The 13843-nt window shown below is 41.6% G+C and carries 4 protein-coding genes, 2 tRNA genes and 3 rRNA genes; all 9 read right to left on the reverse strand.

Annotated elements, in window-relative coordinates:
- Window positions 1-93: 93 nt before the first annotated feature.
- Window positions 94-3894 (reverse strand): phosphoribosylformylglycinamidine synthase, encoded by a 3801-nt coding sequence (locus BO15_RS0111380; protein WP_033154419.1) that lies wholly within the window; start codon window positions 3892-3894, stop codon window positions 94-96.
- Window positions 3895-4047: 153 nt separating this feature from the next.
- The gene (locus tag BO15_RS0111385; RefSeq protein ID WP_033154420.1) at window positions 4048-6450 is read right to left on the reverse strand and encodes an ATP-dependent DNA helicase; all 2403 of its coding nucleotides are present in this window, start codon (window positions 6448-6450) and stop codon (window positions 4048-4050) included.
- A 49-nt stretch (window positions 6451-6499) separates the two neighbouring features.
- On the reverse strand, window positions 6500-6727 hold the full coding sequence (locus BO15_RS0111390) for an HPr family phosphocarrier protein (RefSeq protein WP_052169907.1): 228 nt from the start codon (window positions 6725-6727) through the stop codon (window positions 6500-6502).
- A 332-nt stretch (window positions 6728-7059) separates the two neighbouring features.
- Window positions 7060-8280 carry an EAL and HDOD domain-containing protein gene (locus BO15_RS0111395; protein WP_033154422.1) on the reverse strand — a complete coding sequence of 407 codons (1221 nt, stop codon included), beginning with the start codon at window positions 8278-8280 and terminating at the stop codon, window positions 7060-7062.
- 183 nt (window positions 8281-8463) lie between these two features.
- Window positions 8464-8534 (reverse strand) — tRNA-Trp (locus BO15_RS0111400).
- 166 nt (window positions 8535-8700) lie between these two features.
- A tRNA-Ala gene (locus BO15_RS0111405) sits at window positions 8701-8773 on the reverse strand.
- A 116-nt stretch (window positions 8774-8889) separates the two neighbouring features.
- A 23S ribosomal RNA gene (locus tag BO15_RS0111410) occupies window positions 8890-11783 on the reverse strand.
- 258 nt (window positions 11784-12041) lie between these two features.
- A 5S ribosomal RNA gene (rrf, locus tag BO15_RS0111415) occupies window positions 12042-12159 on the reverse strand.
- A gap of 63 nt (window positions 12160-12222) precedes the next feature.
- Window positions 12223-13753, reverse strand: a 16S ribosomal RNA gene (locus tag BO15_RS0111420).
- Together the 16S, 23S and 5S rRNA genes with 2 tRNA genes alongside form the textbook arrangement of a ribosomal RNA operon.
- Window positions 13754-13843 lie beyond the last annotated feature (90 nt).

Genomic DNA, 13843 nt, shown 5'->3' on the forward strand with positions numbered 1-13843 from the left:
GGAGCTATTTAAACTAATCTCTAGAAAATCACATTGATTTTCGTTTTAGTAAAACTCCAAGGTATAAAGTTTACCTTGGAGTTTACGGTTTATTTAGCGGAAGTAATCTACACCAGATTCGAAAATCTTCATGTCCTGATTACCATAAATGTTAAGTGCTACGCCACTTCCTCTACGCTCTGCATGAGCCATCTTACCAAATACTCTACCATCTGGACTTGTGATACCTTCGATTGCATAGTAGCTACCGTTGATATTCCATTCTTCATCCATTGTAGGATTGCCGTTTTCATCTACGTACTGAGTAGCAACCTGTCCGTTTTCGAAGAGCTTCTTAATCCACTCTTCTGATGCGACGAAACGACCCTCACCGTGAGATGCTGGTGAACAATAAGTCTCTCCAAGCTGTGCACCTGCAAGCCATGGTGACTTGTTGCTGACTACCTTTGTGTAGGCAATCTTAGAAATATGACGTCCTATTGTGTTGTATGTAAGAGTTGGTGAGTCAGCTGCCTGTGTATGGATTTCACCATAAGGTACAAGACCAAGCTTAATAAGAGCCTGGAATCCATTACAGATACCTAACATCAAACCATCTCTATTCTCTAAAAGATTTGTAATTGCTTCCTTCATCTTTGCATTTCTAAATGCAGTTGCGAAGAATTTAGCTGAACCCTCTGGCTCATCACCAGCTGAGAATCCACCAGGGAACATAACAATCTGAGACTGAGCAATTGCTCTTGTAAACTCATCTACTGATTCTCTGATATCCTCGGCATTCTGATTCTTGAATACCTTTACATTTGTGATTGCACCTGCCTTTTCAAAGGCACGAGCTGAATCGTATTCGCAGTTTGTTCCTGGGAATACTGGGATAAATACTCTTGGCTTAGCAATCTTGTTCTTGCTGATGTAGAAGTTCTTAGCCTTGTAAAGCTCTGTATTTACAAGAGATGTATCATCATGGCTGCGTGTCTTGAATACCTTTTCAAGTGTTCCTGTCCATGCAGCAAGAGCCTCATCCATAGAGATCTTTACATCCTTGTATGTGAATGTTGCATCATCTGTAACTTCTCCAACTTCGTAGCCACAATCAGAGAATCCTCTCTTTTCAAGCTCCTGAATGATAGCAAGTGCGCCATCCTCTGAAACTTCAACTACGATATCGCCAATTACACATCCGAATAACAATCCGTTCTGGCATTCATCAACAAGCTTTACACCAAGCTTGTTACCGAAAGCCATCTTAGAAACAGCTGGTACTAATCCATATGCATCAAGAGCATATGCAGCCTTGATATTTCCAAGCTCAACCATCTGTCTTACTACTTCATAAACAACCTTTGCCTGACTGTAATTTGGCTGGTCATAATTATCACGAAGAATTCTAAGTAAGAAAAGCTTATCTCCTGCTTCCTTAAGCTCTGGAGTAACAATATCTTGCTGCTTTGCAACATCTACAGCAAATGATACAAGTGTTGGTGGAACATCAATTTCATTGAATGTTCCTGACATTGAATCCTTACCACCTATAGAAGGAAGACCGAACTCCATCTGAGCCTTGTAAGCACCAAGAAGTGCTGCAAATGGCTGGCTCCATCTCTTTGGATCTTCGCTCATTCTGCGGAAGTATTCCTGGAATGTAAATCTGATTTTCTTGTAGTCACCACCAGTAGCTACGATACGTGAGATTGACTCAAGTACTGCTAACTGTGAACCGTGATATGGTGACCAAGAGCTTACATATGGATTAAATCCATAAGCCATCATTGTAACAGCGTCTGTATTTCCATCTGCAACAGGAACCTTAGCAACCATTGCCTGAGTTTCTGTAAGCTGATATCTACCACCGAAAGGCATAAGTGTTGAGCCAGCTCCAATTGAGCCATCAAACATCTCAACAAGTCCCTTCTGTGAGCAAACATTAAGATCAGCAAGTGTATCAAGCCATGCCGCCTTTAAATCATTATTTTCAATGTCCTTTGCTACCTTTTCAATGCCAATTTTATCTGTATATTTATCATTGCTATCAGGAAGCTCTACATATACATCTGTCTCCTGATGAGCACCGTTTGTATCAAGGAATGCTCTTGAAAGGTTTACGATTTCCTTACCTCTCCAGTTGAGAACAAGACGTGGCTCCTCAGTAACAACTGCAACCTCAATTGCCTCAAGGTTTTCTTCTGCAGCATACTGCAAGAACTTATTAACGTCAGCTGGTGATACAACTACAGCCATTCTCTCCTGAGATTCTGAAATAGCAAGCTCTGTGCCATCAAGACCTGCATACTTCTTTGGAACCTTATCAAGATCAACTGTAAGACCTGGAGCAAGCTCTCCGATTGCTACTGATACACCGCCGGCACCAAAGTCGTTACATTTTTTGATAATATATGAAACTTCTTCTCGTCTGAAAAGTCTCTGAATCTTTCTTTCTGTAGGTGGATTACCCTTCTGAACCTCTGCACCACATACTGCAGTAGATTCTGTATTGTGTGCCTTAGATGAACCTGTAGCACCACCAATACCATCACGTCCTGTACGTCCACCAAGAAGGATAATTCTATCTCCTGGATCAGAATTTAATCTCTGAACCGCACGTCTTGGAGCAGCACCCATAACAGCACCAATCTCCATACGCTTCGCAACGTAATCTGGATGATAGATTTCTTTTACATATCCTGTAGCAAGACCAATCTGGTTACCATATGAGCTATATCCATGAGCAGCCTCACGAACAAGCTTCTTCTGTGGAAGCTTTCCTTCGATTGTATCCTTTACTGAAACTGTAGGATCAGCAGCGCCTGTAACACGCATAGCCTGATATACATAAGTACGTCCTGAAAGTGGATCTCTGATTGCACCTCCAAGACATGTAGCAGCACCACCAAATGGTTCAATTTCTGTTGGATGGTTGTGTGTTTCATTCTTGAAGTTGATAAGCCACTCTTCTTCTGTTCCATCTACATTAATAGGAACAACGATTGAACATGCATTAATCTCGTCAGATTCTTCCTGATCATCAAGCTTTCCATCAGCCTTAAGACGCTTCATAGCAAGAAGTGCCAAATCCATCAAGCAGACAAACTTATCGTCTCTATCCTTATAAAGAATCTTGAAGTTATCAAGATAATCATCAAAAGTAGCCTGGATAGGAGCTTTGTAATAACCATCTTCGATAGTAACGTTCTTTAACTCTGTAGAGAATGTAGTATGTCTACAATGATCAGACCAATATGTATCTAATACCCTGATTTCTGTAACAGTAGGGTCTCTGTGTTCTTCATTGGAAAAATAGTTCTGAATGTGAAGGAAATCCTTAAATGTCATAGCAAGATTTAAGGAATCATATAAATTACGTAAATCATTTTCAGCCATAGAAATGAATCCGTCAAAAGTCTTAACGTCGGCTGGCTCATCGAAATTATTAGATAGAGACTCTGGCTTTTCAAGTGAAGTCTCTCTAGAATCAACTGGATTAATACAATGTGATTTTATAGCACTAAATTCATCGTCAGAAATGCTACCCTCAATAACATAGGTAGTAGCTGTATGAATAGTAGGATTCTCATCCTCATTTAGAAGTTTAAGACACTGCTCCGCAGAATCAGCTCTCTGGTCAAACTGACCTGGTAAAAACTCAACAGAAAAAACTCTGCCATTGTAATCGAATGTTTCTTCATAAACATCATCGACAGGTGGCTCCGAAAATACCGTCTTTACCGCTTTTTTAAAGACCTCATCAGAAACATCCTGAATGTCATACCGAATCAGAACCCTGACTCCTGTAACACCCTTGATGCCTAAGTAACTTCCTATTTCGGAATACAGTGACTTAGCAGATACTGCAAACTGTGGTTTTTTCTCAACGTAAACTCTTCTTACCTTGCCCACTTTACACCTCCGTGATATTTATTTTGTATCGCAGGATGTACAAAACCTCGCACACCCCACAGTTGTAGATAGTATATCACAATTTGTTCACATGTCCTAATACTTTTTCAGTCTATTTTTTTAATTAAATTTGTTACTTTTTAACGAAAGTGTTTATTTATCTTTCCAAAAAGCTTTTACCTGGTCTTCTACATTTTCTACGGATGTAAATACAGCGTCATTCCATTCTCTTGGAAATGTCTTTCTGTAACTTCCAAATCTAAATCGTTCGTCCAGCAACGCAATAACTCCCACGTCGTCCTTAGTTCTGATAAGACGTCCAGCTGCCTGGATTACTTTATTCATTCCTGGATACAAATATGCATACTCAAATCCATTTTTACCATTCTCATCAAAGAAGTCCGACATAAGCTTTCGCTCATTGCCAACCTGAGGAAGGCCTGCTCCAAGTATAATTGAGCCAATAAGCTTTCCACCAACTAAATCTATTCCCTCTGAAAAGATTCCACCAAGAGTGCAAAACGCTACCATTGATTTGTCTCTTTTCTTTTCAAATTCCAGCAAGAAATCTTCTCGTTCCTGCTCTGTCATATTTTGCTGCTGAACAATTACATCAACATCGCCCATTATGTCACTATATTTGCTTTGTATATCCTCTAAAAACTTATATGAAGGACCAAAAACCATATAGTTTCCCTGCTTCGCATTTACGATAGTATTTATGTAAGTGGCAAATTTCTGATATTCGTCATCACCTCGTCTTGTGTACTTGCTGGTTACATCCGTGCCTAACATCAAAAGACGATTCTTCTGATCAAAAACCGAGTCCACATATATTGCATATACATCTTTGTCATTACAAAGCAAATCTTTGTAATAATCTATAGGAAGTAATGTTGCGCTAAAATATACTGTTGCTCTTGCCATTCTAAGTCTATCCTGCAGCTGCGCAGATGGATCAATACAATATAAATGAAGATTAAAGTTTTTATCCTCATCAAAATCACAGTATATTCGATAGTGGTCACTATCCTGTTGATAAGCAAGCGCTGTAAAGTTTCTCAATCTGAAATAAAAATCTAGAACTTCATCCTGATATATTCCAAATTTGATTTCTTTTTTAAATAGCTGTTCCAATATCATCTGCAAATTGTCACAAGCATTTAAAAGCATATCAACGTCATCTAATACAGTTATGTCATGATCACACTCGCGCTTATATTCAAGCATTATTCTATTGCACTTTTCCAATGCATTAACAAGCTTTTTGCTGACTGGCTTGGCATATCTTTTTATAGAAAGAATCTCTTCCTTTATCAACGTTTCAGAATACATTTCTCTAGCTCTATCAACCATATTGTGAGCTTCGTCAATAAGGAATATATGCTCTCCGCCTTTGCCTTCAGCAAAAAATCTCTTTAAATATACATTTGGGTCAAACACATAGTTGTAGTCACAGATAATACCTTCGCACCATGTGCTAACATCAAGAGCCAATTCAAAAGGACAAACCACGTATTCTTCTGCATAGCCTAAAATAACATCTCTTGTTATTACTGTTTCTTTAGTGATTACTTCATATATAACATCATTAATTCTATCAAAATGGCCCCTAGCATAAGGACAATAATCCGGATTACAATCAGCCTCATCGCAAAGGCACATTTTTTCCTTCGCTGTTAACATAATTGTCTTTCCTTCATATCCTTTTTCCACCAAAAGACTATATGCATCCCTAGCTGCAATAGCCGTAGCTGTTTTAGCAGTAAGATAAAAAACTCTCTCAGCAAGATTCTGCCCCAAGGCCATTACAGCAGGATAAACATTTGCAATAGTCTTTCCTGTACCAGTAGGGGCCTGCATAAACAAAATCTTTCTTCTATATATGCTTCGATAAACATCGCTAACAAGCTTCTTTTGTCCATCTCTATAATCATATGGGAATTCCAAACCTTGAGCGGATTCAAGAAGATCCATTTTATGATAGTATTGAAAATCTGCCCATTTCTTAAATATTCCAATAATGGTCAAAAACCAATCTTCTATTTCTTCGAAAGTATATACATAATTAAAGTACTTAACCTCCTCAGTCTCTAGACTAACATAAGTCATCTGTACTTCAATTGTTTCCAATTTATATTCAGAAGCTACCATATAGGCATAGCATTTAGCCTGAGCTTCATGTACTAGCACAGGCTTCTCAAATGTCATTACATCCATATACATTCCCTTTATTTCATCTACAGTGGCTGTAACAACATTTCCCGATTCATCTCTATCTAAAACAAGGCCATCGGCTCTTCCTTCCAAACCGAGAACATAGTCTTCATATTCTATCTGGAATTTAAGAGGAACTTCTGCACTATAAAATGGACCCATAGAACTTTGTATTTTTCTATGGATCCTACTTCCTGCTTGCATTGCCTCAAAAGGATCTACCGATCCTTTCCTATCATCGATATCTCCTTCTCTAAGGAGAAACTCGACCAAGTTGCGAACCGAAATATTTATTTGTGCCTTTTCTCCCTCAGGAGTTATTAATCTAGAAACTTTCATAAATAAAAAACCCTGTGATAAACACAGGGTTATTATACCTTATTCTATTCTATGCAACAACGAACTTCTTAACAGCGTTTTTAAATGATGGTTCGATGTGATCTGAAACATATACATCCATGTCTCTCTTGATTCCCATTGCAAGTACTCCAAGAAGGGACTTACCATCGATATAAACTACTCCGCTATGAAGATCGACATCGCCGCCACACTTAGCAGCTGCTGTAACAAACTCTTCTGCGTCCTGTGTGTTCTCAAGTCTAATTTTAAACTTCATAAACAAATCAACTCCTATAAAAACCAAAATCCATTTACTACAATACGTCTTCCTTAACGTACTTGATACTTTATAACACCATTTATAAATGCTGTCAATGCAATTTTTGTCACAGACTTATCAATTCGTGCAGTAACTTTTTGATTTTTATAAAAAGTTGCTATGTGAAGTTTATCTGAACACTTTTATAAATTTCAGTTTCCATATATCGCCTATTTTACGCCGTTTAACAGTATTTTCAGAGTGTGCGTTTCCAAGGAACCAAAATATATTGATTTAGTGTCCAAATTATTAAATTTTTGTAAATTTGTATTTAAATGAGTACAAAATCACTAAATGAACATATTGCCATACCATTTCAAGGCTTCTACATATGCATCGTACACATCATGCATTTCAATATCGTGTAGAACCATTAATCTGGATACTTCCTGCCAATCACCAGCTTCGTAACTAAGCAAGAATTCAAGCTGAGGTGAAAAGATGCCATCATCTTCTACTAAAGCCTTCTTTATCTCATTACTAACACCAACCTGCTCAAGAGCCTTTTCCATAGGCATATCCAAGATTAAATTAAGTAGAGAAAACAGTCCCATTAGGAACAATTCATCTTTTCTCATAGCATAATCAAATACAGGTGCCAGATTCTCCGCAAATCTGGCTCTTACTAACGAAAGTCGTGTAATCTCATTAGGCTTACCTGCCGCCAAGCCATTGAATAATGTAGTATTTAACCAACGTCTAATCTCTCTCTGTCCAAGCAATGCTGTAGCTTGAGCAATTGATCTTATATTAGAATTAACTGTTAGCTTATTGGCAATTTTCAATAATTCAATTGAAAGTGCAGGGTCCTGCCCTATAACATTAGAAACATCGCTAAGATTAAAATCAGGCTGATTTATAACTGTCATCAGCTTCATATAATTAATCTTAATAGGAGAAACCTCTGTATCCTTTTCATTTATAGGGACTCTAAAGAAAGTACCTTCAAAGATTTTGAATAAACCTGAATCTTTAGCAGCATAAAATTCCTCTTTTGTGTGTAGGTTCTCTGCGCAAAAATCCATATTAGGAACAACTTTTTTGAACTCTTTAGCCTGAGCAACAACATCACCAGCGTCACTGTTAATCAGGAATAAGTCGAAATCATTTAACATAAACTTAAAATCATCAATACTAGCAAGCGGTAAATCCTTCATAGCTAGCTTAAATCCCTTACTTTTCAAATCAAGTAAACGTTTATTGTATGATTCCTCTGGTTTAATAGTCTGATCAACTAGTAAAACGATTCTACCATCAAATCCAGTCAACTGCTGTTCAATATTAGAAAACAATGAAATATTATTAATCGGAATCATTATGCTGCAATTTGCAACAAGGTCATCCTCCGAAACACTATCGAAAACTTCAATTCCTACTATAGAACCAGCACCATCATATTTTCCTGCGCCAAGCAAATGGGGATGTTCATATAAATTCTCCTTCTGCGCATATAAGCAATATGATGCAACTGACATATCTTCATAAAACAGTGGTACCAATGTAGCAAGCATAATTCCTTCTCCTTTGCACGTAGTATTGTAAAACCCCTTAAGAAAATTATAAATTGAATTTTCTGACTATTTTAGATTATTATAACATTTTGTTTTTACACATTCAATTAATTAAGTAGTGTATTTATATCAAGTTTAAATACGAAAAAAGCCTTGAAAGCATTGCTTTCAAGGCTTTAGAAACAGGGGATGAGAGAATCGAACTCCCACCAAAGGTTTTGGAGACCCCTATCATACCATTTGACCAATCCCCTAAATCGTAAGCGAAAAACCCAAAATTGATTTGAGTCCCTCACCCACGCGACTAGTAAATATTAACACAATATCTAGTCGCTTTCAATAGAAAAATCACAAAATTTTCACATTAATTTTCCTATCATAGGCAAACAAAAAGTTCTTGCAATTTAGCAAGAACTTTAGTGGAGACGGAGAGATTCGAACTCTTGACCCCCTGCTTGCAAGGCAGGTGCTCTCCCAACTGAGCTACGCCCCCAAATAGTGGTTTCTCTACGAAAAAAGCAAGCTCTTGCTTGCTACTTCTCTTATAGCAACCTCAAAACTTCACACAGTAAAACTTAGTGTCCGAAAATTCGCTACACATCTTCCTTTTAGAATAAACCTTCGATCTATTAGTATTCATCAGCTGAATGCGTTACCGCACTTACACCTTGAACCTATCTACCTTATCGTCTATAAGGGATCTTATTTCCTTGAAGGAATGGGATATCTCATCTTGAGGGGGGCTTCACGCTTAGATGCCTTCAGCGTTTATCCCGTCCAGACTTGGCTACTCAGCTATGCCGTTGGTCGACAGCTGATACACCAGTGGTCCGTCCACCCCGGTCCTCTCGTACTAGGGGCAGCTCCTCTCAAATATCCTACGCCCGCGCCGGATAGGGACCGAACTGTCTCACGACGTTCTGAACCCAGCTCGCGTACCGCTTTAATGGGCGAACAGCCCAACCCTTGGGACCTGCTACAGCCCCAGGATGCGATGAGCCGACATCGAGGTGCCAAACCACTCCGTCGATGTGAACTCTTGGGAGTGATAAGCCTGTTATCCCCAGGGTAGCTTTTATCCGTTGAGCGATGGCAATCCCACTTTATACCACCGGATCACTAAGTCCTACTTTCGTACCTGCTCCACCCGTCGGTGTCGCAGTCAAGCTCCCTTCTGCCTTTGCACTCTTCAAATGGTTTCCGACCATTCTGAGGGAACCTTTGAGCGCCTCCGATACCCTTTCGGAGGCGACCGCCCCAGTCAAACTCCCCGCCTGGCATTGTCCCACCACCGGTTCACGGCGGCTGGTTAGAAATCCAATACTACAAGGGTGGTATCCCAACAGTGACTCATATGAAACTGGCGTCCCATAATCATAGTCTCCCACCTATCCTGTACATGCAGTACCGAATCCCAGTACCAAACTGGAGTAAAGCTCCATGGGGTCTTTCCGTCCTGGCGCGGGTAACCAGCATCTTCACTGGTACTTCAATTTCACCGGATGCATTGTCGAGACAGTGCTCAAATCATTACGCCTTTCGTGCGGGTCGGAACTTACCCGACAAGGAATTTCGCTACCTTAGGACCGTTATAGTTACGGCCGCCGTTTACTGGGGCTTAAATTCAAAGCTTCGCTTGCGCTAACCTCTCCTCTTAACCTTCCAGCACCGGGCAGGCGTCAGCCCATATACATCACCTTACGGTTTCGCATAGACCTGTGTTTTTGCTAAACAGTTGCTTGAGCCTATTCTCTGCGGCCTACTTATGTAGGCACCCCTTCTCCCGAAGTTACGGGGTCATTTTGCCGAATTCCTTAACAATGCTTCTTCCGTCGGCCTTAGGATTCTCTCCTCATCCACCTGTGTCGGTTTACGGTACGGGTACAATAAATACAATAGCGGCTTTTCTCGGCACAGACTCTACTTACTTCTCTACTTTAATTTCGATACGCATCACGCTTTTGTGTTGATAGGCGGATTTGCCAACCTATCCACTCTTTCGCTTGCACCAGTCTTTCCATTCCTGGCTTAAGTTTTATCCATGCGTCCCCACAGTTCTGATTTATTGCAGTACAGGAATCTCAACCTGTTATCCATCGACTACGTCTTTCGACCTCGCCTTAGGCCCCGACTTACCCAGAGCAGATCAGCTTTACTCTGGAAACCTTAGATATTCGGCCTGAAGGATTCTCACCTTCATCTCGCTACTCATTCCGGCATTCTCTCTTCTTGTTCCTCCACTGCTCTTTACAGTACAGCTTCGTCGTACGCAAGAATGCTCCTCTACCAATTAACTGAAGTTAATTCCTAAGCTTCGGTGTTGTGTTTTAGCCCCGGACATTTTCGGCGCAGGACCTCTCGACTAGTGAGCTGTTACGCACTCTTTGAATGTATGGCTGCTTCTGAGCCAACATCCTAGTTGTCTATGAAATCCCACATCCTTTACCACTTAACACACACTTTGGGACCTTAGCTGTAGGTCTGGGCTGTTTCCCTTTTGACTATCCAACTTATCTCGTATAGTCTGACTCCCGTACATCGGCTATCTGGCATTCGGAGTTTGATATCTCTTGGTAAGCTTTGACGCCCCCTTAAGAATTCAGTGCTCTACCTCCAGTAGTCTAATACGAGGCTAGCCCTAAAGCTATTTCGAGGAGAACCAGCTATCTCCGGGTTCGATTGGAATTTCTCCGCTATCCACACCTCATGCCCACCCTTTTCAACGGATGTGGCTTCGGCCCTCCATTTCCTTTTACGGAAACTTCAGCCTGGACATGGATAGGTCACCCGGTTTCGGGTCTACAACCACTGACTACTCGCCCTATTCAGACTTGGTATCCCTTCGGCTCCACACCTTTGGTGCTTAACCTTGCCAGTAATCGTAACTCGCCGGACCGTTCTACAAAAAGTACGCCGTTCCACCTATAAAGTGGTTCGACAGCTTGTAAACACAGGGTTTCAGGTTCTCTTTCACTCCCCTCCCGGGGTTCTTTTCACCTTTCCTTCACAGTACTATGCGCTATCGGTCACTAAGAAGTATTTAGGGTTACGGGGTGGTCCCCGCTCATTCAGACAAGGTTTCTCGTGTCTCGTCCTACTCTGGATACTACCATGTCGCTCATCTTTTCGCTTACGAGGCTTTCACTCTCTTTGGCTGGCTTTCCCAAAACCATTCTGCTAAAACTTGCGAATCAATTATGTAGTCCGAACCCCGAAATGCACGCATCTCGGTTTGCCCTCTTTCCATTTCGCTCGCCGCTACTTTGGAAATCGATTTTTCTTTCTCTTCCTCCGGCTACTTAGATGTTTCAGTTCACCGGGTTCCCGGCCTAACGTTATGTGTTGGCGTTAGGTCAACTGGAGTCTTTCCAGTTAGGTTTCCCCATTCAGATATCTCTGGATCATTGCTTATTTGCAGCTCCCCAAAGCTTTTCGCAGCTTATCACGTCTTTCATCGGCTCTTAGTGCCAAGGCATCCACCCTGCGCTCTTGATTGTTTAATCTCTCAAAATATGTAGCTTGATATTTTTCAAAATCGTTCAATAAGAACTTGTTTGGTTTGTTAATTCTCGGATGTCTTGATATTTAAGATTATCTTAAAATCATTTATCTCTACTGTATGAAGTTTTCAAGTTGCTATTTTGATCAAAAGCTTTCGCTTTCAACCATTTGAAAGTTTAACTTTGTTAAGCTCTCAAATGATCGCCGCTTTTAGCGGTGATGTTTATATATGAAAGCAAGTTTCCTTGCTGTTTTAGCAAACCCGGCAGCCACCTGCTTTCCCATGCCGTCTCCAGCATAGTATCATCGGCCGATTAGGTCTTAACCATCGTGTTCGGGATGTTAACGGGTGTTACCCCTAACCGCATCGCCACCGGAAATCAAATATTTAATTCAGGATTAATACCTGAACAGTGAAACAATCCTCTACTTTTTCCTTAGAAAGGAGGTGATCCAGCCGCACCTTCCGATACGGCTACCTTGTTACGACTTCACCCCAGTTATCGAGCCTGCCTTCGGCTGCTCCCTCCTTACGGTTGGGTCACAGACTTCGGGTATTCCCAACTCCCATGGTGTGACGGGCGGTGTGTACAAGACCCGGGAACGTATTCACCGCGACATTCTGATTCGCGATTACTAGCGATTCCAGCTTCATGTAGTCGAGTTGCAGACTACAATCCGAACTGAGACGTTATTTTTGAGATTTGCTCATGGTCACCCAATTGCTTCCCTTTGTTTACGCCATTGTAGCACGTGTGTAGCCCAAATCATAAGGGGCATGATGATTTGACGTCATCCCCACCTTCCTCCCGGTTCACCCGGGCAGTCTCTCTAGAGTGCCCATCCTAAATGCTGGCTACTAAAGATAAGGGTTGCGCTCGTTGCGGGACTTAACCCAACATCTCACGACACGAGCTGACGACAACCATGCACCACCTGTCACCGATGCTCCGAAGAGAGAGCACATTACATGCTTTGTCATCGGGATGTCAAGATTTGGTAAGGTTCTTCGCGTTGCTTCGAATTAAACCACATGCTCCACCGCTTGTGCGGGTCCCCGTCAATTCCTTTGAGTTTCATTCTTGCGAACGTACTCCCCAGGTGGAATACTTATTGCGTTAGCTGCGGCACCGACTCCCTATGGAAGCCAACACCTAGTATTCATCGTTTACGGCGTGGACTACCAGGGTATCTAATCCTGTTTGCTCCCCACGCTTTCGAGCCTCAGCGTCAGTAATCGTCCAGTAAGCCGCCTTCGCCACTGGTGTTCCTCCTAATATCTACGCATTTCACCGCTACACTAGGAATTCCACTTACCCCTCCGACACTCTAGTTCTACAGTTTCCAATGCAATACCGGAGTTGAGCCCCGGGCTTTCACATCAGACTTGTAAAACCGCCTACGCTCCCTTTACACCCAGTAAATCCGGATAACGCTTGCACCATACGTATTACCGCGGCTGCTGGCACGTATTTAGCCGGTGCTTCTTAGTCAGGTACCGTCATTATCTTCCCTGCTGATAGAGCTTTACATACCGAAATACTTCTTCGCTCACGCGGCGTCGCTGCATCAGGCTTTCGCCCATTGTGCAATATTCCCCACTGCTGCCTCCCGTAGGAGTTTGGGCCGTGTCTCAGTCCCAATGTGGCCGGTCACCCTCTCAGGTCGGCTACTGATCGTCGCCTTGGTGGGCCGTTACCTCACCAACTAGCTAATCAGACGCGGGTCCATCTTATACCGAAAAACTTTTCACACTGTATCATGCGATACCGTGCGCTTATGCGGTATTAGCAGTCGTTTCCAACTGTTATCCCCCTGTACAAGGTAGGTTACCCACGCGTTACTCACCCGTCCGCCACTCAGTCAACAAATCGTCACCCCGAAGGGATCGTAATAAGCTGCTTCGTTCGACTTGCATGTGTTAAGCACGCCGCCAGCGTTCATCCTGAGCCAGGATCAAACTCTCATGTTAAAAAGTTTAATTCCGAATCAGTATAAAACTGACTTGTTTACTAATAAAGGTTTCGTTTCATTAAGAAACTTAAATGAATTTCAAGGATAC

Source organism: Pseudobutyrivibrio ruminis HUN009, from assembly GCF_000703005.1.
Classification (GTDB): domain Bacteria; phylum Bacillota; class Clostridia; order Lachnospirales; family Lachnospiraceae; genus Pseudobutyrivibrio; species Pseudobutyrivibrio ruminis_A.